This window comes from Nonomuraea fastidiosa, assembly GCF_042751225.1.
Lineage (GTDB): Bacteria > Actinomycetota > Actinomycetes > Streptosporangiales > Streptosporangiaceae > Nonomuraea > Nonomuraea fastidiosa.
On sequence record NZ_CP170570.1, the window covers coordinates 6,497,882 to 6,524,422 of the forward strand.

The window sequence follows — 26,541 nt, forward strand, 5'->3', positions numbered from 1 at the left end:
CGACGCGGTCCGAGGGGTGCGGCGACATGACGGGTTTCTGCCCGGAGCTCAGCGACGACGTCAAAGAGGTGCGCGACTGGGTCCACGCCTTCGCCCGCGACGTGATCCGCCCCGCCGGCGCCGAATGGGACGAGCGCGAAGAAACCCCATGGCCGGTCATCCAGGAGGCCGCCAAGATCGGCCTGTACTCCCTCGACTTCTTCGCCACCCAGTGGTTCGAGGAGAGCGGGCTGGCGCTGCCCGTGGCGTTCGAGGAGATCTTCTGGGGCGACGCCGGCATCGGCCTGTCGATCACCGGCACCGGCCTGGCCGCCGCCGCACTCGCCGCCAACGGCACCCCCGAACAGATGGGGGAGTGGCTGCCACAGATGTTCGGCACCGAGAACGACGTCAAACTCGGCGCCTTCTGCGCCTCCGAGCCCGACGCCGGCTCCGACGTCGGCGCCATCCGCACCCGCGCCGTCCGCGACGGCGGCGACTGGGTGCTCAACGGCGTCAAGACCTGGGCCACCAACGGCGGCATCGCGAACGTTCACATCGTCGTCGCCTCCGTCGATCCCTCGCTCGGCACCCGAGGCCAGGCGTCGTTCATCATCCCGCCCGGCACGCCGGGGCTGTCCATGGGGCAGAAGTTCCGCAAGCACGGCATCCGCGCCTCCCACACCGCCGAGGTCGTCCTGGAGGACGTCCGGGTGCCCGCCTCGTGCCTGCTCGGCGGCGAGGAGAAGCTGAAGGCGCGGCTGGCCCGCGTACGCAACGGCGAGCGCGCAGGCGAGCAGGCCGCGATGCGCACCTTCGAGACCACCCGCCCCTCGGTCGCCGCCATGGCGGTCGGCATCGCCCGCGCCGCCTTCGAGTACGCCAGGGACTACGCCCGCGAACGCACCCAGTTCGGCCGCAAGATCGGTGAGAACCAGGCGATCGCCTTCCTCCTCGCCGAGATGGCCACCCGCGTCGACATGGCCCGCCTGCTCACCTGGCGCGCCGCCTGGATGGCCCGCAACGGCCGCCGCTTCGAACAGGCGGAAGGCTCGATGTCGAAGCTGGTGGCGGGCGAGACCGCCGTGTGGGTCACCGAACAGGCCATCCAGATCCTCGGCGGCGCCGGCTACACCAGGGACCACCCGGTGGAACGCTTCCACCGCGACGCCAAGATCTACACCATCTTCGAAGGCACCTCGGAGATCCAGCGCCTGATCATCGGCCGCGCGGTCACCGGCCTCCCCATCCGATGAGACCACTGCACTTCGGGGAGGTCTTGTCCGCAACCCGCCATCCCTCGCGCTCACCGACAGGCTCACTACGGCCTCGTGCGTTCGCCGATCACCGTCCTCCGCCCTGGGCGCCGGCAGGCCGGTAACTCAGGCGAAGCGACCGGCAACCGCCCGGCGAAGAGCGAGGGCGCGCCGGAAGTCGTTCGAGAACGCGCCCGTCGCCCAGGGTCGCCGTTCTGGTTTTCGGCAAGATTGCCCAGCCGCACGCCATATGCGGCGCAGTGTTCGGCGTGTACGGCGACGAATGCCGTGGACGTCGCGCATGCTCGGTGGACCCCGGTCCGCCAGCCGCCGGCCGCTTCGACGCCGTCAGCGATGGGAGCGTCCCGGCCGGCACGGCGGTTCCTGAGGCGACAGCCCAGACGGCGGGGAAGGCGGGCCGAGCCGCCCTTCCGGTCGCGCTGGGGACGGCCTGATCGAAACATCGGCGCTCACAACATCTGGAGGGTTTCGTGGCAGAGCAGGGTCCGGGAGGCCGTCTCGGGGCGGTGCCGCCGCGCGTGTGGCTGGCGCTCGTGCTGCTGGTGCTGGCGGTCGCGTTCATCCTGCAGAACCGGCAGGACGCGGTGATCCGCCTGTTCACGATCGCGGTGACCGCCCCGCTGTGGGTCGCGCTGGTGGCATGCACCGTCGTCGGGATCCTGATCGGCGCGCTGGCAGGCAGCAGGAGCCGAAAGGGCCGGTGACGGCGTGCGCAGCCGGCTGCGGGAGCGCGTCCAGTCCGCGGCGCAACGCCGCCCGCGCAAGGCAGCACGATCCACGCCGGCCAGGTGGGTGCACCCTCCTATGATCCTGGCGTCCGGCCTGCCGTTCCTCGCCAAGGGCATGGCCGGCCCGTTCGCCTGAGAGGTCACGGCGTCACGATCGCGAACGCGGGATCGGGATCTTCCAGGACGGCGATCAGGCGGGCCAGGACGTTCATGTCGCCCTCGTGCTCGATGCCGTCGGCGGGCCGGCCGGTGAGCAGGCCGAGAAGCTGCTGCTTGGTGAGCGTGAGCGTCAGGTCCGCCGGCTGCCGTGGCGGCGGATCGGCCTGGTGGATGAGCGCGCCGTTGGACAGCGTGGTGCGGTGGTACTGGTTCAGATCCGTCAGGTGCCAGTCGATGGCCAGGCTCTCCTCCCACGCTCGGGGGCCGTCGACGCGGATGGCCAGGGACTCGAAGATCTGCTCGACCGTCAGAGCCGCCATCAGCTCCGGCGAGGAGGTGTCGATATCGGCGGGGACGACGCCGCCGGTCAGCTCCAGCGCGCCGACCAGGTAGAAGTTGCGCCAGGTGCCGTTCTCGGAGCCGTGGCCGAGCCGGGTGTAGACCTCGGCGAGCATCGATCGCGCCTGGTCGTCGTGCTCGTCGGCGAAGACCGCGTGGTTGAGCAGCGCGGCGGCGAAACGCAGGTCGCCGTCGTCGAGGTAGCGGCGGGCGAAGGCGAGGACGCCCTCGCGCCCGCCCATGCACTCGACGTACCGGCGTGCCTGCTCGACCGGGGGATGCTCCCACAGATGGGCCGGGTTGCCGTCGAACCAGCCCAGATAGCGCTGGTAGATGGCCTTGACGTTGTGGCTGACCGAGCCGTAGTAGCCGTGCGTGTGCCACGCCTGTTCCAGGGCCGGAGGCAGCCGCATCGCCTCGGCGATCTCGACGCCCGTCATGCCCTTGTTCAGCATGCGCAGCGTCTGATCGTGCAGGTACGCGTACATGTCACGCTGCCGGCTGACGAACCGCACGATGTTCTCCCGGCCCCAGGTGGGCCAGTGGTGGGAGGCGAAGACGACGTCGGCGTGGTCGGCGAACAGGGCGATCGCCTCGGTGAGATAGCGCGCCCAGACACGGGCGTCGCGGACCTGAGCGCCGCGCAGCGTGAGGATGTTGTGCTGCGTGTGCGTGGCGTTCTCGGCCATGCACAGCGCCCGGCGGTCGGGGATGATGAAGTTCATCTCCGCCGGGGCCTCGGTGCCCGGGGTGATCTGGAAGACGATCCGCACGCCGTCGAGCGTCTCCTCCTGGCCGGTACGGGTGATGTCCTTGGTCGGCGGGATGAGGGAGATGGTGCCGGTCGACGTGGTCATGCCGAGCCCGCAGCCGATCTGGCCCTCCGGCGAGCGGGGCAGAGCAGGGCCGTACATGTAGGTGGCGCGCCGGTTCATCGCGGTGCCGGCGTAGACGTTCTCCGACACCGCGTGGTGCATGAACCCGGCCGGCGCCAGGATCGGCACACCGCCGCCGGTGACGCCGCGTACCCCGCCGAAGTGGTCGGCATGGGAGTGTGTGTAGATCACCGCGGTGACCGGGCGGTCGCCCCGGTGGTCGCGATAGAGCTTCAGCCCGGCCGCGGCGCACTCGACGGACAGCAGCGGGTCGACCACGATGACGCCGCGCTCGCCCTCGATCAGGGTCATGTTCGACAGGTCCAGGCCGCGGATCTGGTAGATGCCGTCGGTCACCGCGTACAGGCCCTGCTTGACGCACAGCTGCCCCTGCCGCCACAGGCTGGGATGCGCCGTGTCCGGGCACTCCTGCTGCAGGAAGGAGTAGGACTCGGTGTCCCACACCGCGCGCCCGTCGGCCGTCACGGTCGCCGGGTCCAGCGCCGCCACGAATCCGCGGTCAGCGGCCTCGAAGTCCGCCCGGTCGTCAACGGGAAGATCTGCCATGCACCCAGACGTTCCCGCCGGTGCGCCCGCTCCGCACCGCGAGCCGCTACCCTCACCCGCCCGTGACCGTCTCTTTGACAGCGTCACCACAGCGTCACGGCATGCTCTCTGCATCGGCCACGCCACGGCTCCGCCGGCACAGGACGGCCCAAGCCCGCCGGCCAGGCCGCCGGCGGCTCGTCGCCGCCCTGTCGTAGAGGATCCACCCAGCGTGCAGGGTCAGTAGAGCCAGCGGTACGAGCGGACGATCTCGGCGGCGTCCTGGCCCTCCGCTCTGGCCGCGTCCGACTGGCGTACCACGCGGAACGCGTCGGTCAGGTCCTCGCCCAGCGCCCCGCGGATGCGGGCGTTGCCCAGCAGCGCCCCGAGCTGCTGCTCCACCGTCGAGGGCAGGCGGTGCACGCCGTGCTCGGCGCGCCGCGCCTCGCTCCAGTCGCCGGGGTTGTCCTGTACGGGGGCGGGCGGCACGAGACCCTCTTCGATGCCGCCGAGCCCGGCGGCGATCACCACGGCCAGCGCCAGGTAGGGGTTGGCGGCCGCGTCGGACGGCTTCAGCTCGACGTTGGCGTGGCCGGGGCCGAGCAGCGGCGTGGCGGGGACCAGACGCAGGGCCGCCTCGCGGTTCTCGACGCCCCAGCACGCGTACGCGCCGCACCAGTAGCCGGGCCGCAGCCGCTGCAGCGACGACAGGCTGGGCGCGGTCACCGCCACCACGGCGGGCAGATCGCGCAGCAGCCCCGCGAGGTACGCCGCCCCCTCGGCGGTCATCCCCGCGGGCCCGTCGCCGCCCGACAGCAGGTTGCGTCCGGCCCGCGACACCGAGGTGTGCAGGTGCCAGCCGTTGCCCACCTGGCCGAGCGTGACCAGGGGAGCGAAGCTCGCCCGCAGCCCGTGCGCCCTGGCCGCCGCGTGCACGGTCTGGCGGGCCAGCAGCTGCCGGTCGGCCGCCGTGACCGGGTCGGCGGGGGCGAGCGAGAACTCGAACTGCCCGGGGCCGTACTCGCCGTGGAACTGGACCACGGGCACGCCGTTGTGGTGCAGGTCGCGCAGCAGCTGCTCGGCGAAGCCGTCGACGGACAGCATCTTGGCCGGACCGTAGGAGGGACCGTCGTAGATGGGGCGGACCTCGCCGTCGCCGTCATCGTCGCCGGCCCGGCTCAGGTGGAACTCCATCTCATCGCCGGCCCGGAACTCCAGCCCCAGCGCCGCCGCCCGTTCGACTTGACGCTCCAGCACCCCGCGCGGGCAGTACGGCCACGGCGACCCGTCGGCCGCCACCTGGCGGCCCGGCACCCAGGCGAACCCCGGCTGCCCGGCCAGCCGGACCATCCGATCGACGACCGGCACCAGCCGGATGTCGCCAGAAGGCCCGCCCAAGGGGGCGTGGCCGAAGCAGATGGTGTCGTGGGAGTCGAACACCGCGAACAGCGGCGTGATCCCGACCCCGCGCTCGGCCACGGCGTCGAACGCGGCGGCCGGCACCGTACGGGAACGGGGGATGCCGTTGTTGTCGGCCCACACGATCGTGATCCCGGCGACGCCGAGCGGGTCGAGGGCGTCCGCCCCGTGCTGCGCCGCACCGGCGATGGCTTGATCGAGCATGGGCCACCCCTTCGTCACTTTGCGTAGTCGTGTGATCACTCTACAGCGGCCCTGCGATGAGCGCGGGCAGGTTTCGACCCCGGCGACCCCCGGTGCGACACTGGCCGTATGTCGGAGAGCGAGCATCGCCCGCTGCTCCCCCAGATGCGCCTCGACGAGCTGCTGGCGGAGCTGCAGACCAGGCTCAACGCGGTGCTGGCCACCCGCGACAGGGTGCACGCGCTGCTCGAGGCCGTCGTGTCCGTGGGCAGCGACCTCGACCTCGAGACCGTGCTGCGCCGCATTGTGGAGACCGCCACGAAGCTGGTCGACGCCGGCTACGGCGCTCTGGGCGTGCTGGGGGAAGATCAGACGCTCGTCCAGTTCATCCCGGTCGGGCTGACCGAGGAGGAGATCGCCCGCATCGAGCACTGGCCGCACGGCCTCGGCATCCTCGGCCTGCTCATCAAGGACGCCAGGCCGCTGCGGCTGGCCCGCATCTCCGACCATCCCGAGTCGTACGGCTTCCCGCCCGGCCACCCGCCCATGGGCAGCTTCCTCGGCGTGCCGCTCCGCGTACGCGACGAGGTGTTCGGCAACCTCTACCTCACCGAGAAGCGCGGCGGCGGCGAGTTCGACGAGGACGACGAGGCCGTGGTGGTCGCGCTGGCCAGCGCCGCCGGCGTCGCCATCGAGAACGCCCGCCTGTACGAGGAGTCGCGCCGCCGCGAGACCTGGCTGCAGGCGTCCGCGGAGGTGACCACCAGCCTGCTGTCCGGCGCCGACACCCGGCTGGTGCTGAGCACCATGGCCGCCCGCGCCCGCGACATGTGCGACGCCGACGTCGTCGTGGTGCTGCTGCCCGACCCGGAGGGCCGGACGCTGACGGTGGAGGTGGCCGAGGGCGAGCGGGCGGAAGAGCTGCTCGGCACCACGTACGGGATGTCCGGCACGGCGCTCGGCGAGGTGTTCACGCGCGGCGAGCCGCGAGCCGAACGCGACCTGCGGGACGCGCCCGACACGTCCGCCGCGGCCCGCAAGCTCGGCCACGGACCCGGGCTGATGATCCCCCTCGGCGCCGCCCCGAGCGTGCGCGGCGTGCTCGCGCTGGCCAAGCGCAGCGGCAGGCTGCCGTTCAGCGACGCCGACCGGCGCATGCTGGAGTCGTACGCGGGCCAGGCCGCGATCGCGCTGGAGCTGGCCGAGGTCCGGCGCGACGCCGAACGGCTGAGCCTGCTGGAGGACCGCGACCGCATCGCCAGGGACCTGCACGACGTGGTCATCCAGCGGTTGTTCGCGACCGCGATGACGCTGATGAGCACCGCGCGGCTGGTGGACCATCCCGAGGCGTCGAAGCGGCTCCAGCACGCCATCGACGAGCTGGACGAGACGATCCGGCAGATCCGCTCGTCCATCTTCGCCCTCCAGGGGCCGCACGAGGAGGCCGTGCCCGGACTGCGCTCGCAGATCGTCGGCCTGGTGGAGGGCGCGGGAGCGCACCTGGGGTTCATGCCCGGTCTGCGCATGGAGGGGCAGCTCGACACGCTGGTGCCGGAGCCGGTCGCCGAGCACCTGCTCGCCGTGCTGCGCGAGTCTCTGTCCAACGTCGTACGCCACTCACGCGCCACGCGCGCCGAGGTGTCCGTCGAGGTCGGGGGCGGCGTGCTCACGCTGACGGTCACCGACGACGGGGTCGGCGTGGGCGGCGGCGGACGCCGCAGCGGCCTGCGCAACATCGAGGAGCGCGCCGCATGCCTGGGCGGGACGGCCGAGCTGGAGACGCCCGGCGAGGGCGGCACCCGGCTGATATGGCGCGTCCCCATCGAGCAGCCCGGATGATGCGGGAAGAGGCCATGACGGCGGCTCCATCGAGCGGCCGGGTCGATGCGGGAAGGGGCCGTGACGCGCCCCCCGCCGATCAGGACGGTTCGTACGCCACCTGCGCGGGCACCAGCACGAACCCCGTGACGATCTCCGGCCGGATGCGGATCACCTGGTCCATCTCGCCCGTCACCCACGGGCGCACCAGGCCCCTCAGCCGGGCCGCCTCCTCGGGGTCGGTCACCGGCGCGGCCACCCCGGTCACGATGACGCTCCAGCCGAGCCGCTCCTGCCCGTCCAGCTCGTCGGCCTCGTACGCCACCACCGCCTGCTCCATGTGCCCGCCGATGATCATGCCGGGAGTGGTCCTGATCACGATCGCGCCGTCCACCACCGCGTGGTTCACCGGCCTGACCGCCGGCAGGGCGTGCCGGGTGAAGACGATGCGGCCGAGCGGCGCCCTCGCCAGCAGCCGCATCGCCTCCACAGCGGGCAGCTCGCGCAGATCCCGGGCGCCGTTCAGCCCGTCTTCCTGGTACGTCACCTGGCCAGCGTGCCCGGCGCACCGGCCGTACAGGTAGGGACCAAAGTCCCTTTACCCGCCGGGACGAGGTCACGTCACCGCGCCGTATGCTCGGGGACCGCGTGCATGTGAGGAAAGTCCTAGCAATCGATTGCCTCGCCCGACCGGCCCGATCTCACCGCCAGTAGGATGGCGGGAGCGAGGTTTCGGGAAAGCAGGGGGAAAGCGATGGGGAAATTGGAGCGTCACCCCACGATCTCCGACGTCGCGGCGCTGGCCGGGGTGTCGGTGGGCACGGCCTCCAAGGCCCTCAACGGCCGGGGCTCGCTGCGCGAGGAGACCCGCGCGCGGGTCAGGGACGCGGCCAGGCAGCTCAACTTCGAGGTCAACGCGGGGGCCCGCAGCCTGCACTCCGGACGTACGTACACCGTCGGCATGATCACCACCGACACCATCGGGCGGTTCAGCATCCCCGTCCTCATGGGCGCGGAGGACGCGCTGGGGGCCGGGCAGATGTCGGTGTTCCTGTGCGACGGGCGCGGCGACCCGATCCGCGAGCAGTACCACGTCAAGACCCTGCTCAGCCGCCGCGTCGACGGCATCATCGTCACCGGCCGCCGCACCGAGGCCCGCGCGCCCATCGGGCGTGACCTGCCGGTGCCCGTGGTCTACGCGTTCATCAGCTCCACCGACCCGGCCGACTGCTCGGTCGTACCGGATGAGGAAGGCGGGGCGCGCAAGGCGGTCGAGCACCTGATGGCGATCGGCCGCACCCGCATCGCCCACATCACCGGGCCCGAGCACCACCACTCCGCCCGTGTCCGCGCGGCCGCCGCCGAGGAGCGGCTGGCCGAGGCGGGGCTCGCGCTCGCCGGTGCGCCGCTCTACGGCGCCTGGAGCGAGATGTGGGGGCGTCAGGCGGTCGGGATGCTGCTTGCCTCCGGCACCGAGTTCGACGCGGTGTTCTGCGGCAGCGACCAGATCGCCCGGGGCGTCGCCGATGCGCTGCGAGCCGTCGGGCGGCGGGTGCCGGAGGACGTGGCGCTCGTCGGGTTCGACAACTGGGAGGTCATGGCCGAGGCCAGCCAGCCGCCGCTGACCAGCGTCGACATGAACCTCGACGGGCTCGGCCGCACCGCCGCGGAGATGCTGCTCGCCGCCATCAACGGCAAGCCGTCGCCCGGTCGCCACCCCCGTCCCTGCCATCTGGTGGTGCGGGAGTCCACCACGGTCCCGCTGGTGCCCGGCGGCGCCTGACCGCCACCCGGCGGCGGATCAGTGCCCTGGGCGATGGATCAGGAGCATGGCCGCGTCGTCCAGCAGCGGGCCGCCCACGTGCTCGACCAGGTCGGCCCGCAGCGCGTCCAGCGCCACCTGCGGGTCCTCGCGGCGCAGCAGCGTCGTCCGCTCCTCCAGTGGGTAGAACTCGCCCTCGGCGTTCCTCGCCTCGATCACGCCGTCGGTGAAGAACAGGATGCGGTCGCCCCGGTGGAACGGCACCCGGTACGGCTTGGCCCGCGCGGCGTCGAACACGCCGAGCCCCAGCGGCAGCCCCTGATCCGGTGGCTCGGCGACCTGCACGCCGCCGTCGGAGCGGAGCAGCAGCGGCGGCGGGTGGCCGAAGCTCACCAGCGACACCTCCGTGTCGTGGATCTCCGCGATGATCGCCGTGACGAACTGCTCGCTGGTCAGATGGCGGGTCAGGCTCGCCTCCAGGCGCTCGCCGATGTCCACCAGGTCGGCCTCGTCGTAGGCCGCCTCGCGGAACGCGCCGAGGACCCAGGCCGCCGTCTCGACCGCCGCGAGGCCCTTGCCCTGCACGTCGCCGATCAGCAGGCGTACGCCCTGCGGGGTGGTGACGACTTCGTACAGGTCGCCGCCGATGCGGGCCTCGGCCGCCGCCGACGTATAGGACAGTCCCACCCGCAGATCGCCCGCCCGCCGCGGCACCGGCCGCAGCAGCACCCGCTGCGCCGCCTCCGCCACCTGCCGGACGCTGGCCAGCTCGCGCTCGCGCTGCAGCCGCAGCCTGGCGGCGAGCATGCTCGCGCCCGTCACGCCGGCGATGCCGACGACGGTGAGGCAGTTCTCCCAGGTGAGCAGCATCTCGTTGTAGAGCGCCATGGGCACGCAGATGCCCAGCGCCACCGCGCCGACGAAGGCGGTGCGGCGCACGCCGCCCGACACCGACGCGAAAGCCGGGCCGAGCGTGAGCAGCGGAAGGAAGACGAGGGAACGGCCGGCCAGGACGTCCAGCAGCGCGACACCCGCCATCACGACGAAGGGCAGCCAGCGCAGGACCCGCAAAGAGCTCATCCCACCCCCGAATCGACCACCGATCGCTGCTGACGTACCAGCATCGCGCAGGCCGAGGGCGGTTCTCAAGCCAACGCTCCGGTGAGAACCACGACAGATGGGCATTTATCACGGTAATTTCTGTCCGTTACGTGTTCATCACAGTACCCAGCGTCAATAACACAGCTGAAAACATCGGCCGCGCGCCAATTCACGAAAGGGAGCTAGATTCTCCACTGATGGAAAGGAGTCAGGAAGTGGCGATGGCCGACGCCGGCATTCGGCGATTACTGGTGGATTCCGGGGAGCCTCGCACCTGGGTGACCCCGAGGACAGACCTGGTCACGGCCCTGCTCGGCATCTGGTTCGGTGTCGGATTGATGATCGACGCTTGGGCGCACACCAACCTCTCCGAGCTGGAGACCTTCTTCACGCCGTGGCACGCCGTGTTCTACTCGGGGTTCGCGGTCGTGGCCGGCTGGATCATCTGGCAGGTCTGGCGCAACGTACGCGCGGGGCGGCAAGGGCTCGCCGCGGTGCCGGCGGGATATCTCGCCGGGCTGATCGCCATACCCGCGTTCGCGGCGTTCGGATTCGCCGACATGATGTGGCACACGATTCTGGGCATCGAGACGAACATTGACATTCTGTTCAGCCCATCACATCTCGGGCTGGTCTCGACGATGCTCCTCATCATCACCACTCCAGTGCGTTCCATCTGGAACGCCCCCGACATCGGCGAGAGCCCGACGCTCGGGCGGCTGCTGCCCGCCATCATCGGGCTGGCGTTCGCCACCACGCTGGTGTCGCTGTTCCTGTCCTACGCCGACGCGATGCAGTACCGTCCCGAGACGATCGTGGAGGCGTTCTCCGCCGTCCGTGACTCCGGCGCGGGCGACCTGGCCGCCGCCATGGTCGTGAGCAACGTCATCCTGCTCGCCCCGGTGCTGCTGCTCGCCCGTCGCTGGCAGCTGCCCTTCGGGTCGGTCACGATCATGTACGCCTTCGCGGTTCTCATGCCCGGTGCGCAGACCGAGTTCGAGAACCTGCCCGTCCTGCTGTCCATCGTGGCGGGCGGCCTGGTCAGCGACCTGCTGATCGCCTGGCTGCGCCCGTCGGCCACGCGGCGCGGCGCCTACTGGGCCTTCGCCGGGCTGTCGGCGCTCGCCACATGGTCGCTCTACATCGCGGTCGCCTCGGTGACCGGTGGCGGCCTGCCGGCCGTGCCCGAGCTGTGGACCGGCGCGCCCGTCGTCGCCGGCCTCGTCGGGCTGACGCTCGGAGCGCTGTTCCTGCCCGACGCCCGCCCCGAGCGGGCATGATCCGAGCCCTGTGGCTGGCCGCCGTCCTGGTGCTGGCGATGGCCGTACCCGCCGCGGCGCACAACGTCACGGCGGGCGCGGACCTGCGCTTCGCGCAGACCATCGCCGGCGCCGAGGTCACGGTGGTGATCAAAGGAACCTCCCGGGTGCCGGGGCCGCTGCGGATCGGGGTGATCGCGTACGAGCCGGTCGCCGGGCCTGTCTTCGACCTCGAGGTCCGGTCGGTCGAGGACGGCCGTACGGTCACCGGCACCGCCCGCGCCGCCGCCGACCCCGCGTACACCGAGCTGCGGGTCGAGCGCACCGGGCCGCACGAGCTCAAGCTGAGCGCCGGGGGTGAGGTCGCCGTGGTGCCGTTCCGGGTGCTCGTCGATCGTGGATCCCCTGGCGACTTCCTCATCTACGGCGGCCTGTTCGTGGCCGGGCTGCTGCTGGTGGGCGGTCTGCTCACCGGGGCGCTGAGCCGGCCGGGCCGGCGATGGGGCTGGCCGCCGTCGCCGCCGCCGGGGTGACCGTGGCGGCCATGGTGGTCATGTTCGAGCCGCAGCTCCCGCCCGCCCCGCCGGACGGCGCCGCGCCGACCGCCACGAACGCCGCCGGGCGGCCGTACGCGCAGGCCCGGGTCTCCACCGTGCCGGAGCGGCCCGGCGCGGGGGAGGAGTACACGCTGCGCATCGACCTCCTGGACGGCTCGACCGGGCGGCCCGTTGACGACCTCGTCGTGCACCACGAGGCGCTCGCTCACGTGGTCGTCACCTCCGAGGACGGACGGTACTTCCGCCACGTACACCCGCTCCGCACCGCCCCGGGCCGCCTCGAGGTGCGCATGCGCGCCGACCGCTCGGGGCGCTACCTGGCCTACGCCGAGCTGGAACGCGAGGACTCGGGCGGCCAGCTCGTCTCGTCCTCCTTCCAGGTCGGCAAGGGGAGCGCTGACGACAGCGAGGAGGAACGACCGGAGACCGGCGATGCGGCACCGGTCCTGCGGCCCGCCGTCCCCGTGGCGGGACGCCCGGTGACGATCGAGCTGGCCGCGCCCGCCGGCGTACGGCCCTGGCTCGGCATGACCGGCCACCTCCTGGTGCGCAACGAGGACGGCTCCTTCCTCGGCCACGTCCACGAGATGGGCACGCCCGGCTCCCGCCTGCGCTTCACGTTCAGCTTCCCCGAGCCCGGCCGCTACCTCGCCTGGGCCCAGTACGCCACCCGCGACCGCATCGTCACGGCCCCGTTCACGGTGAACGTGACAGGCGACGCGCCCGGGACCGCGGCGGAACCGACGGGTGAGGCCACCGGCCAGGACACTGGGGAGAGCGCGGCGGGCGCCGAGGCGGGGGACACGGCGCGGAATGAGGCAGGTACGGCCGCGTGGACTGCCGCGAGGGAGGCGGCACGCGGCGAGACGGGGGAAGCGATGGGTGACATGACGGGGAGCGGCCGATGAGACGTGTGCTGATCGCCGCCGGGCTGGTGGCCGTGGCGGTGACGTTCTTCGTGGTGGGCAGGAGCGCGTCGGCCGAGCCGGTCCGCGTGACCAGCAACGGCGCCCGCTATGCCGCCACGGTGCTCATCGGCGACCCCACCCCGGGGCCCGGCACGGTGGAGGTCGTGGTGGACCGGGGCGACGCCGACACGGTGAACGTGTCGGCGGTGATGGCCGACATGGGACACGCCATGCCGGAGCTGACGGCCACCGAACGGGAGCCCGGCCGCTTCGCCGCCGAGGGCGAGCTGTTCTCGATGGCCGGAGTCTGGGAGGTGACCGTCCACCTCGACGGCCCCTCCGGCCCGGAAGACCTCACGGTCAAGGCCCTGATCACAGAAGAGTGACACCACGGCGCTGAACCCCGGCCCCGCGCCCTGAGCCGGGACGATCGGTCGTGCGTTCCCCCGCCGTGCTCTCGGTCGCGCGGCGGCACCGGTCGTGCGCCACCCGCACAGGTGCCGCCGCCGGACCCACGGAAGACGACCGCCTCTCGGACCCTGCCGATACGAGGGGAGCCGCTCGCAACCGGATGGGCTTTACCTGGACGTGACTTGACAGGACGATGCGCGGCTTAAAGTATTATTCCTACTTCTATAGTAGGAATGGTAGGGAGAGGGAGATCGTGCGAGCGCTCATCCTGCTCGGGCTGGTCGGTTTCGCGGCCCAGCTCGTCGATGGCAGCCTCGGCATGGCGTACGGCGTCACGTCGACGACGCTGCTGCTGGCCATCGGCACCAACCCGGCGGCCGCGTCCGCCACCGTCCACCTCGCCGAAATCGGCACCACGCTGGCCTCGGGCGTCTCCCACTGGCGTTTCGGCAACGTCGACTGGAAGGTCGTCGGCAAGATCGGCATCCCCGGCGCCATCGGCGCGTTCGCCGGCGCGACGTTCCTGTCCAGCCTCTCCACCGAGGTCGCGGCTCCGGTGATGTCGCTCATCCTGCTGGCGCTCGGCGTCTACATCCTCATCCGCTTCACCGCGTTCGGCCTCCCGCGCGGCAACCTGGGCAAGCCGCTGCGCAGGCGCTTCCTGGCCCCGCTCGGCCTCGTCGCCGGCTTCGTCGACGCCACCGGCGGCGGCGGATGGGGCCCCGTGGGCACGCCCGCCATCCTCGCCAGCGGCCGCCTGGCCCCGCGCAAGGTCATCGGCTCCATCGACACGAGCGAGTTCATCGTCGCCATTGCCGCCAGCGTCGGCTTCTTCGTCGGCATCGGCTCCGAGCGGATCGACTTCGCCTGGGTGGCCGTGCTGCTGCTCGGCGGCGTGATCGCCGCGCCGATCGCGGCCTGGCTGGTCCGCCACATCCCGCCGCGCATCCTCGGCTCCGCCGTCGGCGGCATCATCATCCTCACGAACGTCCGCACGCTGCTGCGCAGCGACTGGATCGACGCCCCCGGCAACGTCCAGACCGTCGCCTACATCGCCATCGCCATCATCTGGGCGGGCGCCATCGCGTACTCGGTGCGTGAATACCGCCGCGACAAGGCCAACGAGTCCGTCGAGGCGGTGGAGAGCGAGCTGCAGAAGCGCGGCGCCGAGGAGGAGGAGACGACGGCGTCCGCCTGAGGCGGCCCCAGACCTCGTATGAGAATCTCCGCCCGCACGCAGTACGCACTCGGCGCCATGCTCGCCCTGGCCACGGCCGACCGTCCGGTCCACGCCGAACGCATCGCCGCCAGCCAGGAGATCCCGCGCCGGTTCTGTGACAACATCCTGCTCCAGCTCCGCCGGGCCGGGCTGCTCCGTAGCCAACGCGGCCCGGACGGGGGCTACTGGCTGGCCCGGCCGCCGGGGGAGATCGCCCTCGCCGACGTCATCCGCGTCACCGAGGGTGCGGAACAGGCCACCCGGCCGTTCCCCCGCGCGGCCGCGCCGCTCGCCGCCATCTGGGAGCGGCTGCGCAGCCACGAGAACGCGCTGCTCAGCGAGATCACCCTGGCCGACGTGGTCGCATCGGGAGCAGACCACGTCGGCGACGGCATCTCCGGCGACGGCACTTCCGGCGACGGGGCTGCCGGCGACGGGGCTGCCCGGGACGGCACTTCCTTTACGGCCGCATCCGTGGCCAGCTTCACGGCCGGTTCTCCGGCCGCCTCCACAGCCGGTTCCCCGGCCGCCTCCACAGCCGATGCGGTCGACGCGCGCCCTCCGGCCGGATCCGGCAAGCCGACCGAGCCGGCTGAGTAGGCCGGGTTCGTCGAGTCGGCCGCGCCGGTTCGGCCTGACCCGCAGAGATGGTCAGACCTGCTGGTTCGGCCGCGCTCGCCGGTTCGGTCAGACCCGCCGAGCCGCAGAGCCGCCGAGGCCGCAGAGCCGCCGAGCCGCTGAGCCGCCGAGCCGCTGAGGCCGCTGAGCTGCCGAGCCGCTGAGCCGCCGAGGCCGCTGAGGCCGTCAGGCCCGTCGAGTCCTCCGGACACCCTGGGACGCCCTGCCCCCTGACTCCCTGTCTCCGCCTTCCCTCTGGTCTCGGTCGGGGGCCTCGGGCCAGGGTCCGGGTCCCGCGGCGGCGCGGTGGCCACGGCGGGCTCCCCGCGCCGGGCCCAGCCTCTCCGTGCGAGTTCCTGCGACGGAGCCGGGGCTGGCAGGGTGGGGGAGTGACGTTCGGTGTACGCGAGTTCGAGCTCGCCCTGATGCATCGCATGCGCGACCTCAACCCCGAACGGGTCGAGGAGGCGCTGCGCGAGATGGGCGCGTCGAGAGCCGAGGTACGCGCGGCGCACGCGCACTGGACGCGGCTGGCCCACGCGCCCAGGGCTCCCAAGGGGGCGGCGGCGCTGCGGATGGCGCTCGGGCCCGCGCCGTACCGGGGGAGGAGACCGGCGGGCAGCCTCACCTGCACCGTCCTGCGCTGGACGCTCCCGTCATGGCCGGGCCTCGCCTACGAGGCGCTGCTCGGGCCCGGTGACGAGCTGTGGAACCAGTGGTTCGTACGCCCGTCCGGCCCCGCCGCATCACTCACCCTGGCCGATCTGGCGCCCTGGACGTGCGTGGTGGCCGACATCGGCGCGAGCTTTCCCGGCGCCGTGCAGATGGAGGGCCCGGCGCCGCACCACTGGACGGTCGACGTCCCGTCCGGCGGGCGGACCTACCGGGCCAGTTTCGTGTACGGCCTCCTCCAGCGCCTCGACCCCGCCCCGGCGACCGGATGAGGGGAACGCCCCGCGGAGCATCTCCGCGCGGCCTCCCCATGCCGGGAAAGGCGCCGGCGGGCCGGGCTACTTGCGGCCTCTCACCGCCAGCAGCGCCTTGTACGCGGGCTTCGGGGCGAGGTTCTCGTCGAGCAGCGTCGCCGCCCCCTCACCCTCGAACCAGCCGGGCACCCACGAGTGCCGGTCGGTGAAGCCCCAGACGGTCATTTCGCGGCAGGCGCGGACGCTCAGGCAGTCGGTGAGCGCGCGCCGGTAGTACTCGGCCTGGGTGGCGAGCTTCTCCGGGGTGACCGGCAGCACCATGCGGACGTCCAGCTCGGTGATGGCGACCTCGAGACCGAGGTCGGCGAAGCGCCGCATGACGTTGGCCCAGTCGGCGGGGTAGTCGTACTGGATGCCGAGGTGGCCCTGGAAGCCGATGCCGTGGATGGGGACGCCCTGCGCCTTCAGGTCCTTGACGATGGACAGGGTGGTCTCGATCTTGGGGGCGTTCCACTCGAGGTTGTAGTCGTTGATGAACAGCCTGGCGTGCGGGTCGGCGCGGTGGGCCCAGCGGAAGGCGTCGGCGATGTAGCCGGGGCCGAGGTGCTGGAGCCAGATGCTCTGCCGCAGCGAGCCGTCCTCCTCCACGACCTCGTTCACCACGTCCCAGGCGCGGATCTTGCCCTTGTAGCGGCGCACCTGGGTGGTGATGTGCTCGCGCAGGATCTCGCGCAGCTCGGTGGCGTCGATCGTGCCGTCCTCGACGCCGCTGGTCAGCCAGGCGGGGAGCTGGTTGTGCCAGAGCAGGGTGTGGCCGCGGATCTGCTGGTGGTTGCGGCGGGCGTTCTCGACGAGGGCGTCGGCGTCGTCCCAGGTGTAGACGCCCCGCTCCGGTTCGACGGACTCCCACTTCATCGCGTTCTCGGCGGTGACGTGGGTGAACTCGCGGTTGAGCCGTTGGCGGTAGTCGGGCTCGTCGCGCAGGGCGGCGATGTCGACCGCGGTGCCGATCTTGATGCCGTGCTGCTGGGCGAGCTGGCGCAGGTCCTTCGCCGGGTGGGGGTGGGGGTGGGGGTGCGCAGGAGGCGCGGGTGCGGCGAGCACGAGCGCCAGTGCGAGGATCAAGGGCTTCACCGTACGGACCTCCGATACCGGAGCAGGGGATGCCAGGGACGTTTCCGAAAGTTTCGGAAGGATGTCGATAATTTCACCGACTGCCGGAACGGTAAGCGTTCACGAAGGCCCCGTCAACCACTCACACCCCGGCCTTGGCCCGCGCCCGCCGCATGCTCGCCACGTGTCCGCCATGGGGCCTGGTACGCCCACTGCCAGACCAGCTCCAGCGGCCCGCGGTCGAAGCGGCGCAGCCACAGCGACGTCCCCGCCATGAAGCCCAGGCAGACCACCGCCCAGGCCACCGGCACCCACCAGGGCCGCAGGCCGGCGAAGCGCTCGGCCAGCCCCAGTCCCCAGCCGTAGCAGAGCACGCTCGCGGCGAGGTTCTGGAACACGTAACAGGACAGCGCGGTGCGCCCCACGCCGGTGAGGCTGCGCCGCATCGGGCCCGGCGCGCCGCGCATGCCCTGCACGATGGAGGTGACCAGCGCCAGCAGGCCCACGGAGACCAGCGGCGCGGCCACGTACCTGTCCACGATGGCCCAGGACGGTCCCGCGAAAGAGGTGGCCAGGTTCAGCGGCACGCCGATGCCGAGCCCCACCGCCGCGAGCCGCGCCCGCAGCGCCGCCCCGCGCTCCTCGAAGACACCCGCCCGCATCAGCCGCGCCCCGAGCAGGAACAGCACCGTCCCCAGCGGCAGGATGACGACCAGCTCGGCGCGGAAGACCACGACGTTGTCCAGCCGCATCCGCACCTGGCCGAGCCAGTCCCGCGGCGGCATCCCGCTCGGCGACGGCGCGGGCCCGGCGAGCAGCGCGGCGGTGACCAGGGCGACGATGGCCAGGTGCACGGTGCCCGCCGCGATCATCCACGCCGTCACGGCCCGCTCGCTCCGCCCCACCAGGTACGCCACCACGATCGAGGTCAGCGCGTACCCCATGAGCACGTCGAACTCGAAGACCAGCACGTAGTGCAGCACGCCCTCGCAGAACAGCAGCGCCGCCCGCCACAGATACCGGCCCGGCCAGCGCAGCCCCTTGCGTACGGCGCTGCGATACTGCAGCTCCAGCCCCACCCCGAACAGCAGCGTGAGCAGGCCGAGGAACTTGCCGTTCGACAGGAACCGCAGGAACGTCTCCACCGCGCCGCCCGAAGGGCTCAAAGCCTCCAGCGGCCCCGCCGGCGAGGTGAAGAGCCAGATGTTGGTGCCGAGCGTGCCCAGGATGGCCACCCCGCGCAGCACGTCGAGTGCGTCGATGCGTCGCGTCACAGTCTCCACTGTGCTGGCCGCGCGGGACCCCGCCCTCGTCCCGAGGAGCGAAAACGCCGGTACATCGATCGATGTACCGGCCTCCGTCTTTCGTCGCTCAGGGGCCCGGGTCCGAGCCGCCGCGGGCGACCCGGCCCGGGCCCTGAGATCGCGCGTCAGGAGGAGACGCCGGCCTCCTTGGCGGCCTGGTCGATGGCCGCCAGCTCCTCCTCGGTGAAGCCGAGCCGGTCCACCGCCGCCACGTTCGCCTCGAGCTGCTCGGGGCTGGACGCGCCGACCAGCACCGACGTGATGCGCGGGTCGCGCAGCGCCCAGGCCAGCGAGAGCTGCGCCACCGTCTGACCGCGCGACTCGGCCAGCTTGGACAGCGAGCGGACGAACGCCAGCACCTCAGGCGTCACCCGGTCGGCGGTCAGGAAGCGGCCCTCGGCCGCCCGCGAGTCGGCCGGAATGCCGTTCAGGTAGCGGTCGGTGAGCAGACCCTGGGCCAGCGGCGAGTACACCACGCAGCCCACGCCCTCCTCCTCCAGCACGCCGAGCAGCGCGTCCTCGATGCCGCGGTTGAGCAGCGAGTACGGCGGCTGGTGCACCAGCAGCGGGGTGCCGAGCTCGCGCAGCAGCCTGGCGGCCTGCGCGGTGCGCTCGGGGGAGAAGTTGGACACGCCGACGTAGAGCGTGCGGCCGGTGCGGACCATGTGGTCCAGCGTGGCCACCTGCTCCTCCAGCGGCGTCTCCTCGTCGTCGCGGTGCAAGTAGAAGATGTCCACGTAGTCGAGGCCGAGCCGGGCGAGCGAGCGGTCGAGCGTGGCCAGCAGGTGCTTGCGGGAGTTGCCCTTCCCGTACGGGCCGTCCCACATGGGGTTGCTGCCCTTGGTGGTGACCACGACCTCGTCGCGCAGCGACCGGGGGAAGATCCGGCCGAACACGGACTCGGCGGCGCCGATGGGCGGGCCGTAGCGGTCGGCGATGTCGAAGTGGGTGATGCCGAGGTCGAGCGCCTTGTGCAGGATCGCGCGCTGGGTCTCGATCGGCTTGCCCTCGCCGAAGTTGTGCCACAGGCCCAGCGACACGGCGGGGAGGAGCAGGCCGCTGCGGCCGCACCTTCTGTACGGCTGGCGTTCGTAGTCCAAGGGTGACCTTCCGCGATACAGGGGGTGAAACGTTTTTACGGGTCCAAGTTAAGCACTTCCGCCCGCACTGCCGACCGCCCTCCCCCGCGCGATGGATCGTGCTCTACCTCGGCACCTCCACCGTCATCTTCAGCCTCACCCGCGTACCCGACCAGGTGGCGGCGAGCGTCATGACCGCCTGCCACCGGGCAGTGGCCGGTGGCGTGCGGCCACCCCGCGCCGATATCCGCTCGGCCTGCGAGACGGTCCCCAGGAAGCGTGACCTGGGGTGCGCGCGTCAGGCGGCGCGCAGGGTGGCGGTGAGCACGACCGTCGCGTACGGCATCACGAACTCCCCGCCCAGAGCGTCCACCGCCGCGCCCATCTGCCGCAGCAGCTCCTCGCGCTGCTCGGCGGGCAGCAGGCTCTGGCCGCCGAAGGTGGGCACGGCGTCCAGCCACTCGTCCCGCGTGTACGTGCGTTCCCAGTCGGCCTGCCACCGCTCGGGCTCGTCGAACGCGCCGCACGCTTCGATCCCCTCGCGCGCCTTGCCCGCCATGGCGTCGTACGCCTGCATGGCGGGCCCCGCCGCGCCCACGGCCGGCATCTGCGGCAGCACCCGCCGGTAGACCTCGGCGAAGGCGTCGGCCACCGGGGGAGAGGGCTGCATGACGTTCCAGAGCAGCGCCAGCCGGCCGCCGGGCCGCAGCACCTCGGCCGCCTTGGCGGCGCCCGCGACCGGGTCGATCCAGTGCCAGGTCTGCGCGGAGACCACCGCGTCGAAACGGCGCCCGCGGGCGTCCCACGTCTCGAACGAGGACACCTCGACCTCGAGGCCGCGTTCCCGCGCGAGTGCGGCCATGCGCTCGTCCACGTCCACGCCGAGCACCCGGCAGCCGGCCGTCTGGAACTGCCGGGTGGCGATGCCGGTGCCGCAGCCGACATCGAGGACGTCGGGGCCGGGAGAGGCGGCGGCGATGCGGGCGATCAGGGAATCCGGGTAGCTGGGACGCGCCCGGTCGTAGCGGTCGGCCTCGGTGCCGAAGGACTCGGCGACCTGGCGGAGCTGATGGGTCTCCTGCCCGGGCGGCAGCCCGGGCGCAGGGGAAGTTGTGGGCATGCGCCCACAGTAGGTGGGCATTCGCCCACTCGGCAAAGGGAGACAGCGGCTCCCAGCCCAGGTTTCGCCCGAAGCGGACGCGGCAGGCTCTCGGCCCGGGTTCGCTGGAAGCGGGCTCAGGAGGCTTTCAGCCGCGTTTCTGCGGGGGCGGGCGCAGCAGTGACAGCATGGTGGTCACCAGCACCTTCTCCACCTCGCCAGGAGACAGCCGGCCCGCCTCCCGCTCCTGAGCCGCGCTGTGCACGATCGCGAAGAACGCCGTCACCAGCCACTGCAACGGCAGGTCCGTACGGAAGTCGCCCGCCCGCCGGCCCCGCGCGATCAGCCGCTCCACCCGGCGCAGCGGGCGCTCGTGATGCTCCCTGATGCGCTCGGTGGGCAGCGTGCGGTCGGCGGCGAGGAAGATGCGGCGATGCCGGTCGAGCACCTCCCACGACGAGCGCAGCAAACCCTCCATGGCCTCGGACGGAGGGTCGCTGTCGATGCTGTCGTCCTCGATCACGGCGTCCGCGAGGCCCACCGTGTGGTCGAGCACCGCGTCCACCAGCGACTCGCGGGTGGGGAAGTGGGCGTACAGGGTCACGCTGCCCACCCCCGCCTCCCGGGCGATCTCGGCCACGCCGGCGGCGGGATCGGCGCTGAGCAACCGCGTCCCGGCCTCCAGGATCGCGGCGATGTCGCGCTCGGCGTCCGCGCGCCGGGCGGGTACGGGCTCTCTGGCCACGGCCTTCACCATGCCCCCAGCCTACGCGCCTCCGTCCGTTTTCCCTGGTAAGCCGGTTTCGCGCCCGCGGCCAGGGGCGGCGGCCTCAGGGCCGGAGGGCGTGTTCGAGCAGGGACTGCAGGGTGACCGCGCCGATCAGCCGCCCGTCGTCCACCACCGCGACCAGCGGGCTGTGCATGCGCGCCATCAGCGCCGCGAGCTCCAGCATGGTCGCCTTCGGCTCGGCCACCGGCAGCTCGCGCGGCTCCTCCGGCAGGCACTGGCGTACGGTCCTGTCGTCGAGCCGGCGCAGGAACCGGTCGGCGTGCGCCTCGTCCACCACCCTGGCCAGCGCCGGGTCGTCCTGGCAGTAGGCGGGCACCGCGAGCCGCAGCACCTGCGTGCCGGGCAGGATGCTGCAGGGCAGGCCGTCCGGGCCGACGACGATGAGCCCCGGCAGGTCGCGGTCGGCGAGGAGCCTGGCCGCCTCCAGCGCCGGAGTGTCGAGGGTGACCGTCGGGAACTCGGCGGCGAGATCCTGTGCGCGCATGCGATGACCTCCTCTGCCAGGGTAGGCCGCGCCTCCGCCCGGGCCGCAGGCGGCCCGGTGCCGGGGCGGCTCGCGGTCAGGGCCGCTCAAGACCAGGGGGCGGCCCGGTGTCAGGCAGGCTCCGGAGTCAGGGCAGTTCGGCGAAGCGCTCCACCTGTTCCGTCCGCCCCGAGACGAGCACGATGTCGCCGTACGACAGCTCCGTATCGGCCGTCGCGTACGTGAACTCCTCGCCCGGCGGCTTGACCGCCACGATCGTCACGCCGTATTTGCGGCGCAGGTTGGACTGGCCGAGCGGGATGCCGACGTACTCCTTGGGCGGGCTGGTCTTGGCCAGCGCGAAGTTCTCGTCGACCTGCATGTAGTCGAGCATGCGGCCGCTCACCAGGTGCGCGACGCGCTCGCCCATGTCGTGCTCGGGGAAGACGACGTGGTGGGCGCCGATGCGGCTCAGGATACGGCCGTGCTGGGTGCTGATGGCCTTGGCCCAGATGTCGTTGATCTCCAGCTCGACCAGGAGCGACGTGGTGAGGATGCTGGCCTCGATGTCGCTGCCGACCGCCACCACGGCCTGGTAGAAGTCGGGCACGCCGAGCTGGCGCAGCGCCTCCATGTCGGTGGCGTCGGCGGTCGCGATCTGGGTGATGCGACCGGCCAGGCTCTGGGTGATCTTGGGACGGTTGTCGATGGCCAGGACCTCGGTGCCGCGCCGGGTGAGCTCCAGCGCCAGCGACGTGCCGAACCTGCCCAGGCCGATGACGACGACCGGGTCGCCTCTGTACTCAGCCAACGATCACTCGCTCCTCGGGTAGTTCGTAATGCCGGGCGCGCTTGTTGAGGGCCAGCGCGGAGCCCAGTGTGAGCGGGCCGATGCGGCCCACGAACATGAGCATGACGAGCAACACCTGCCCGGCCGTGCCGACATCAGCCGTGATGCCGGTGGACAGCCCGGCCGTGCTGAACGCCGACACCACCTCCAGCATGACCTGGTCGAGGCTGTACGGGGAAAGGGCGAGCAGCACGTACGTGGCCGCGCCCACCAGCGCCACCCCCAGCGCCGTGACGGTGACGGCCTGCCGCTGGGTGGTGTCGGGCAGACGGCGGTGGCCGACGTTCACCCGGCTCTCGCCGCGCAGCTCCGCCCAGACGACGAAGGCGAGCAGGCCGACCGTGGTCACCTTGATCCCGCCCGCGGTGCCGCTGCTGCCGCCGCCGATGAACATGAGCAGGTCGGTCAGCAGCCAGCTCGACGGGTACATGGCCGAGACGTCGAGGGTGTTGAATCCGGCCGAGCGCGGCATGACGGCGGTGAAGAACGCGGCCAGCAGCTTGTCGGGCTCGTCGAGCGCGCCGAGTGTGCGCGGGTTGCGCCACTCGGTCATGAGGAAGACGAGGGTGCCGAGCACCAGCAGGGTGACGGTGACGCCGAGCGTGATCCTGGTCAGCACGCTCCACCGGTGCGGGTGGCGCCAGGTGCGGGCCAGCTCGAACACCACCGGGAAGCCGAGCCCGCCGACGATGCAGGCGATGGCGATGGTCAGGCAGATCCACGGGTCGGTCACGAACCGCATGAGGTTGTCGGGCCACAGAACGAACCCGGCGTTGTTGAACGCCGACACCGCGTGGAAGCCGCCCAGGTAGAGCGCCCGGCCGAACGGCTCGCCGTACGCGATGAGAAAACGGCCGGTCAGGACGGCGGCGGCGACGGTCTCGCACAGCAGCGTGAACAGCACCACCTTGCGGACCACCCGGCGGATGTCGCTGGCGCTGAGCGCCTTGCTCTCGGCCTGCGCCACGATCTTGGCCCGCAGGCCTAACCGCCCCGAGACAAGCAGCGTGAACACCGTGGCGATCGTCATGATGCCGAGCCCGCCCACCTGGAACAGCCCCGCGATCACCAGTTCGCCGAACACCGACCAGTGGGAGGCGGTGTCGACCACCGTGAGCCCCGTCACGCAGACCGCGGAGGTGGCCGTGAACAGCGCCTCGACCAGCCCGGCGGGCTCGCCGGACGCGGTGGCGGCGGGCAGCGACAGCAGCGCCGCGCCGATCGCGATGGCGAGGCCGAACCCGAAGACCACGACCTGGGCCGGCTGCTCGAAGCGGGACGTCAGCCAGGCGAGCAGGCGATTCATGCACGCGCCCCGATGCGACGAGCACGGCTACGATCACGCATTCGTGAACGCCTCCCCCGACCGTCCGGCCGGCAGTCCATGCCGAACCAGACTTTCCGGCGTACCGCGCACTACCGTAACAGGCCCGCCGAGCGCCTTGGCCCGGGTGGCCGTTCAGCCGCCGAGCGCGAGCGCGAGACGCCTGGCCAGGCCCGTGTCGCGGCGCCGCCCGACGCGGTGGACGGCCAGCTCCAGCGCCTCGCGCTGCCCCACCAGCACCACCCACGCCCTGGCCCGGGTGACCAGCGTGTAGAGCAGCTTGCGGCGCAGCATGATGCCGCCGGACTCGGCCACGATCGGCGCGACCACGAACGGGTATTCGCTGCCCTGCGACCGGTGCACGCTGATGGCGTAGGCGTGGGTGAGGTCGTCGAGCTCGTCGAACCCGTACGTCACCCGCTCCCCGTCGTCGGTGCGGATCTCGACCGCGCGCTCCTCCCGCACCACGGCCGTCACCGTGCCGGTCTCGCCGTTGAAGACGCCCTTGTCGTAGTTGTTGCGGATCGGCATGACCCGGTCGCCCACCCGGAACACCGTGGAGCCCGACCAGTGCTCGGGCTTGTCGTCGGCGGCGGGATTGAGGCGGTCCTGGATGAGCCGGCCGAGCGCGGTGGCGCCCGTCTCGCCCTTGCGCATCGGGCACAGCACCTGCACCTGGCCGGGATCGACGCCCTGCTTGCGGGGGATCGCCACCATCGCGAGATGCGCCACCCGCTGCGCCACCTGCGCGGGATCGTCGAGCTCTTCGAACCAGAACCCGCCGCCGCCCGGCGTCGCGGGCAGCCGCCCCGCGCGGATGCGGTGGGCGGCCTCGATGATGCCGCTGCCGCCGGCCTGGCGGAAGACGTGGGTCAGCTCGACGCGGGGGATCGCCTCGACCCGCAGCAGGTCGGCCAGGACGTCGCCGGCGCCGATGCTGGGCAGTTGGCCGGCGTCGCCGACGAAGAGCAGGTGGCTGCCGGGCCGCACCGCGGCGGTGAGCCGGGTGGCGAGGTGGAGGTCGAGCATGGACGCCTCGTCGACCACGATCAGATCGGCCTGCGACGGCCGCTCGTCGAACAGCGTCTCGGGATCGGGGTCGGGCTGCTGGGCGAGCATGCGGTGGACGGTCATCGCGGGCATGCCGGTCAGCTCCGACAGCCGCTTGGCGGCCTTGCCGGTGGGCGCGGTGAGCGTGACCGTGCCGCCCGATGCCCGCACGATGGCGGCGATGGCCTTGACCGTGTGGCTCTTGCCGCATCCCGGGCCGCCGGTGATGATCGAGACCGTGCTGGTCAGCGCCATGGTGACGGCCGCGCGCTGGTCGTCGTGGAGCGTCGGGTCCTCGCGGAACGAGCGCAGCGGCAGCGTGGAGCGGGCCCGCATGAGCGCGGCGAGCCGCGCGGCCAGCGCCACCTCGCGGCTGTGGACGTGTTTGAGATAGGCGACGTGGACGTCGGGCCGGTCGGGCTGGTGCGGATGCGTCTCGACCACCAGCCGCCGCTCGGCCGCCAGCGCGTCGACCATCGGGCGTACGAGCTCCTGATCCTGCTCGATGAGCTGGGCCGTCTCCCTGACCAGGGCCGCCACCGGCACGAAGCAGTGGCCGTCGCGGTTGCCCGCCGCCTCCAGCCGGTCGAGCAGCGCCGCCTTGATCCGCTGCGGGCTGCGCTCGGGCACCCCTGAGCGCAGCGCGATGCGGTCGGCGATGCGGAACGCGATGCCCCTGACCCGGCCGATGAGCTGGTAGGGGTCGGTGGTCAGGACCTCTTCTGCGTCTTTGCCGAACGCCTGGTGGATCTTGGAGGCGAGCAGCGGGCTCACCCCGAGCCCCTGCAGGGTGACCATGAGCGCGGCGATGGCCTTCTGCTCCTGCCACGCCTGGACGATCTGCCCCTGCCGCTGCGGCCCGATGTTGACGACCTCGGTGAGCCGCTCGGGCTCGCCGTCGATGACCTTGAGCGTGGCCTCGCCGAAGTGGTCGACGATCGCGTACGCGAGCTTCGGCCCGATGCCCCTGATCAGCCCCGACCCCAGGTAGGCGCGGATGGCGCGGACCGACGACGGCGTCACCCGCTCGCACCCGCTGACCGCGAAGCGCCGCCCGTAACGGGCGTGCCTGCCCCACTCGCCGAACAGCCGCAGCGTCTCGCCCGGCTGCACCCCGGCGAGCGCCCGGCCGGTGGCGATGAAGTCGGGCTCGCCGTCGGCGCTCATGCGCGCGACGGTGTACTCGTCATCGCGGACGTAGACGAGCTGCTCGACGGAGGCTTCCACACAGCAGATCCAACCAAACGTCACCGACAACCGCGCGGCACGGCCCGCGGCCGGGACAGGGGAGGGGAGATGGGGCATCGCACGGGACGGCGGACCGCACGGCCGGGGCATGGGAGGGGGAGGCGGGGCATCGCGCGGCATGGCCCGCACGGCCGGAT

The 26,541-nt window shown here is 72.1% G+C and carries 25 protein-coding genes; 12 read left to right on the forward strand and 13 right to left on the reverse strand.

Annotation, left to right across the window (positions count from 1 at the left end):
* Positions 1-26 precede the first annotated feature (26 nt).
* From ACFMQL_RS29810 to ACFMQL_RS29820, 3 genes are all read left to right on the forward strand, one after another.
* Positions 27-1,235 carry an acyl-CoA dehydrogenase family protein gene (locus ACFMQL_RS29810; protein WP_364053764.1) on the forward strand — a complete coding sequence of 403 codons (1,209 nt, stop codon included), beginning with the start codon at positions 27-29 and terminating at the stop codon, positions 1,233-1,235.
* Between the two features lie 491 nt (positions 1,236-1,726).
* Positions 1,727-1,960 carry a LapA family protein gene (locus ACFMQL_RS29815; RefSeq protein ID WP_364053761.1) on the forward strand — a complete coding sequence of 78 codons (234 nt, stop codon included), beginning with the start codon at positions 1,727-1,729 and terminating at the stop codon, positions 1,958-1,960.
* Between the two features lie 4 nt (positions 1,961-1,964).
* The gene (locus ACFMQL_RS29820; protein WP_378788088.1) at positions 1,965-2,120 is read left to right on the forward strand and encodes a hypothetical protein; all 156 of its coding nucleotides are present in this window, start codon (positions 1,965-1,967) and stop codon (positions 2,118-2,120) included.
* Between the two features lie 4 nt (positions 2,121-2,124).
* On the opposite strand, the gene ACFMQL_RS29825 is transcribed toward ACFMQL_RS29820, so the two are convergent.
* Both ACFMQL_RS29825 and ACFMQL_RS29830 read right to left on the reverse strand, forming a co-directional pair.
* Positions 2,125-3,924: an alkyl/aryl-sulfatase gene (locus ACFMQL_RS29825; RefSeq protein WP_378788090.1), complete on the reverse strand. Its 1,800-nt coding sequence runs from the start codon at positions 3,922-3,924 to the stop codon at positions 2,125-2,127.
* Positions 3,925-4,143: 219 nt separating this feature from the next.
* Positions 4,144-5,526, reverse strand: coding sequence for a glutamine synthetase family protein (locus tag ACFMQL_RS29830; RefSeq protein WP_378788092.1), 1,383 nt, complete (start codon positions 5,524-5,526; stop codon positions 4,144-4,146).
* A 108-nt stretch (positions 5,527-5,634) separates the two neighbouring features.
* On the opposite strand from ACFMQL_RS29830, the gene ACFMQL_RS29835 reads away from it, so the two are divergent.
* Entirely contained in the window at positions 5,635-7,344 is a 1,710-nt protein-coding gene (locus ACFMQL_RS29835) for a GAF domain-containing protein (RefSeq protein ID WP_364053752.1), read from the forward strand.
* Positions 7,345-7,423: 79 nt separating this feature from the next.
* On the opposite strand, the gene ACFMQL_RS29840 is transcribed toward ACFMQL_RS29835, so the two are convergent.
* A complete protein-coding gene (locus ACFMQL_RS29840; protein ID WP_364053749.1) occupies positions 7,424-7,870 on the reverse strand; it encodes a pyridoxamine 5'-phosphate oxidase family protein in 447 nt (148 codons plus the stop codon).
* A 207-nt stretch (positions 7,871-8,077) separates the two neighbouring features.
* Between ACFMQL_RS29840 and ACFMQL_RS29845 the strand changes: the two genes are divergently transcribed.
* Entirely contained in the window at positions 8,078-9,106 is a 1,029-nt protein-coding gene (locus ACFMQL_RS29845; protein WP_364053746.1) for a LacI family DNA-binding transcriptional regulator, read from the forward strand.
* Between the two features lie 18 nt (positions 9,107-9,124).
* Here the strand turns inward: ACFMQL_RS29845 and ACFMQL_RS29850 are convergent, their stop codons facing one another.
* Entirely contained in the window at positions 9,125-10,165 is a 1,041-nt protein-coding gene (locus tag ACFMQL_RS29850) for a PP2C family protein-serine/threonine phosphatase (protein WP_378788095.1), read from the reverse strand.
* Positions 10,166-10,464: 299 nt separating this feature from the next.
* Here ACFMQL_RS29850 and ACFMQL_RS29855 point away from each other — a divergent pair, with 299 nt between their 5' ends.
* The 7 genes from ACFMQL_RS29855 (at position 10,465) to ACFMQL_RS29885 (ending at position 16,102) form a co-directional block, all read left to right on the forward strand.
* Complete coding sequence (locus tag ACFMQL_RS29855) at positions 10,465-11,466, forward strand: hypothetical protein (protein ID WP_378788097.1); 1,002 nt, start codon at positions 10,465-10,467, stop codon at positions 11,464-11,466.
* Positions 11,463-11,978: a hypothetical protein gene (locus tag ACFMQL_RS29860; protein ID WP_378788099.1), complete on the forward strand. Its 516-nt coding sequence runs from the start codon at positions 11,463-11,465 to the stop codon at positions 11,976-11,978. Before ACFMQL_RS29855 ends, ACFMQL_RS29860 begins: the two co-directional genes overlap by 4 nt.
* Positions 11,945-12,910 carry a hypothetical protein gene (locus ACFMQL_RS29865; protein WP_378788101.1) on the forward strand — a complete coding sequence of 322 codons (966 nt, stop codon included), beginning with the start codon at positions 11,945-11,947 and terminating at the stop codon, positions 12,908-12,910. Before ACFMQL_RS29860 ends, ACFMQL_RS29865 begins: the two co-directional genes overlap by 34 nt.
* A complete protein-coding gene (locus ACFMQL_RS29870; protein ID WP_364053734.1) occupies positions 12,907-13,296 on the forward strand; it encodes a FixH family protein in 390 nt (129 codons plus the stop codon). The genes ACFMQL_RS29865 and ACFMQL_RS29870 overlap by 4 nt, the downstream gene beginning before the upstream one ends.
* 278 nt (positions 13,297-13,574) lie before the next feature.
* On the forward strand, positions 13,575-14,519 hold the full coding sequence (locus tag ACFMQL_RS29875; protein WP_364053731.1) for a sulfite exporter TauE/SafE family protein: 945 nt from the start codon (positions 13,575-13,577) through the stop codon (positions 14,517-14,519).
* Positions 14,520-14,537: 18 nt separating this feature from the next.
* Positions 14,538-15,140 carry an RrF2 family transcriptional regulator gene (locus ACFMQL_RS29880; RefSeq protein ID WP_378788103.1) on the forward strand — a complete coding sequence of 201 codons (603 nt, stop codon included), beginning with the start codon at positions 14,538-14,540 and terminating at the stop codon, positions 15,138-15,140.
* A 407-nt stretch (positions 15,141-15,547) separates the two neighbouring features.
* Positions 15,548-16,102, forward strand: a complete 555-nt coding sequence (locus ACFMQL_RS29885) for a hypothetical protein (RefSeq protein WP_364053725.1) — start codon at positions 15,548-15,550, stop codon at positions 16,100-16,102.
* Between the two features lie 66 nt (positions 16,103-16,168).
* Here ACFMQL_RS29885 and ACFMQL_RS29890 read toward each other — a convergent pair whose 3' ends face one another.
* The 9 genes from ACFMQL_RS29890 to ACFMQL_RS29930 all read right to left on the reverse strand — a co-directional run bounded on the left by ACFMQL_RS29890 (position 16,169) and on the right by ACFMQL_RS29930 (position 26,383).
* On the reverse strand, positions 16,169-17,209 hold the full coding sequence (locus ACFMQL_RS29890) for an endo-1,4-beta-xylanase (RefSeq protein WP_378788105.1): 1,041 nt from the start codon (positions 17,207-17,209) through the stop codon (positions 16,169-16,171).
* Positions 17,210-17,331: 122 nt separating this feature from the next.
* Entirely contained in the window at positions 17,332-18,471 is a 1,140-nt protein-coding gene (locus ACFMQL_RS29895; RefSeq protein ID WP_364053719.1) for a DUF418 domain-containing protein, read from the reverse strand.
* A 155-nt stretch (positions 18,472-18,626) separates the two neighbouring features.
* A complete protein-coding gene (locus tag ACFMQL_RS29900; RefSeq protein ID WP_364053716.1) occupies positions 18,627-19,601 on the reverse strand; it encodes an aldo/keto reductase in 975 nt (324 codons plus the stop codon).
* 277 nt (positions 19,602-19,878) lie between these two features.
* Positions 19,879-20,700 (reverse strand): class I SAM-dependent methyltransferase, encoded by an 822-nt coding sequence (locus ACFMQL_RS29905; protein WP_364053713.1) that lies wholly within the window; start codon positions 20,698-20,700, stop codon positions 19,879-19,881.
* 127 nt (positions 20,701-20,827) lie between these two features.
* The gene (locus ACFMQL_RS29910; protein ID WP_364053710.1) at positions 20,828-21,436 is read right to left on the reverse strand and encodes a TetR/AcrR family transcriptional regulator; all 609 of its coding nucleotides are present in this window, start codon (positions 21,434-21,436) and stop codon (positions 20,828-20,830) included.
* Between the two features lie 73 nt (positions 21,437-21,509).
* Positions 21,510-21,953 carry a CBS domain-containing protein gene (locus ACFMQL_RS29915; protein WP_378788107.1) on the reverse strand — a complete coding sequence of 148 codons (444 nt, stop codon included), beginning with the start codon at positions 21,951-21,953 and terminating at the stop codon, positions 21,510-21,512.
* A 127-nt stretch (positions 21,954-22,080) separates the two neighbouring features.
* Positions 22,081-22,743: a TrkA family potassium uptake protein gene (locus ACFMQL_RS29920; RefSeq protein ID WP_364053704.1), complete on the reverse strand. Its 663-nt coding sequence runs from the start codon at positions 22,741-22,743 to the stop codon at positions 22,081-22,083.
* Positions 22,736-24,088, reverse strand: a complete 1,353-nt coding sequence (locus ACFMQL_RS29925) for a TrkH family potassium uptake protein (RefSeq protein WP_378788109.1) — start codon at positions 24,086-24,088, stop codon at positions 22,736-22,738. Before ACFMQL_RS29925 ends, ACFMQL_RS29920 begins: the two co-directional genes overlap by 8 nt.
* Positions 24,089-24,241: 153 nt before the next feature.
* The gene (locus ACFMQL_RS29930; protein ID WP_364053698.1) at positions 24,242-26,383 is read right to left on the reverse strand and encodes an ATP-dependent RecD-like DNA helicase; all 2,142 of its coding nucleotides are present in this window, start codon (positions 26,381-26,383) and stop codon (positions 24,242-24,244) included.
* Positions 26,384-26,541: the final 158 nt, after the last annotated feature.

Excerpts from the sequence above, each read along its gene's own strand:
- ACFMQL_RS29810 (WP_364053764.1), top strand. The coding sequence starts at position 27 with ATGACGGGTTTCTGCCCGGAGCTCAGCGACGACGTCAAAGAGGTGCGC.
- ACFMQL_RS29825 (WP_378788090.1), bottom strand. The coding sequence starts at position 3,924 with ATGGCAGATCTTCCCGTTGACGACCGGGCGGACTTCGAGGCCGCTGAC.
- ACFMQL_RS29830 (WP_378788092.1), bottom strand. The coding sequence starts at position 5,526 with ATGCTCGATCAAGCCATCGCCGGTGCGGCGCAGCACGGGGCGGACGCC.
- ACFMQL_RS29835 (WP_364053752.1), top strand. The coding sequence starts at position 5,635 with ATGTCGGAGAGCGAGCATCGCCCGCTGCTCCCCCAGATGCGCCTCGAC.
- ACFMQL_RS29845 (WP_364053746.1), top strand. The coding sequence starts at position 8,078 with ATGGGGAAATTGGAGCGTCACCCCACGATCTCCGACGTCGCGGCGCTG.
- ACFMQL_RS29850 (WP_378788095.1), bottom strand. The coding sequence starts at position 10,165 with ATGAGCTCTTTGCGGGTCCTGCGCTGGCTGCCCTTCGTCGTGATGGCG.
- ACFMQL_RS29860 (WP_378788099.1), top strand. The coding sequence starts at position 11,463 with ATGATCCGAGCCCTGTGGCTGGCCGCCGTCCTGGTGCTGGCGATGGCC.
- ACFMQL_RS29865 (WP_378788101.1), top strand. The coding sequence starts at position 11,945 with ATGGGGCTGGCCGCCGTCGCCGCCGCCGGGGTGACCGTGGCGGCCATG.
- ACFMQL_RS29870 (WP_364053734.1), top strand. The coding sequence starts at position 12,907 with ATGAGACGTGTGCTGATCGCCGCCGGGCTGGTGGCCGTGGCGGTGACG.
- ACFMQL_RS29880 (WP_378788103.1), top strand. The coding sequence starts at position 14,538 with ATGAGAATCTCCGCCCGCACGCAGTACGCACTCGGCGCCATGCTCGCC.
- ACFMQL_RS29905 (WP_364053713.1), bottom strand. The coding sequence starts at position 20,700 with ATGCCCACAACTTCCCCTGCGCCCGGGCTGCCGCCCGGGCAGGAGACC.
- ACFMQL_RS29910 (WP_364053710.1), bottom strand. The coding sequence starts at position 21,436 with ATGGTGAAGGCCGTGGCCAGAGAGCCCGTACCCGCCCGGCGCGCGGAC.
- ACFMQL_RS29915 (WP_378788107.1), bottom strand. The coding sequence starts at position 21,953 with ATGCGCGCACAGGATCTCGCCGCCGAGTTCCCGACGGTCACCCTCGAC.
- ACFMQL_RS29925 (WP_378788109.1), bottom strand. The coding sequence starts at position 24,088 with ATGAATCGCCTGCTCGCCTGGCTGACGTCCCGCTTCGAGCAGCCGGCC.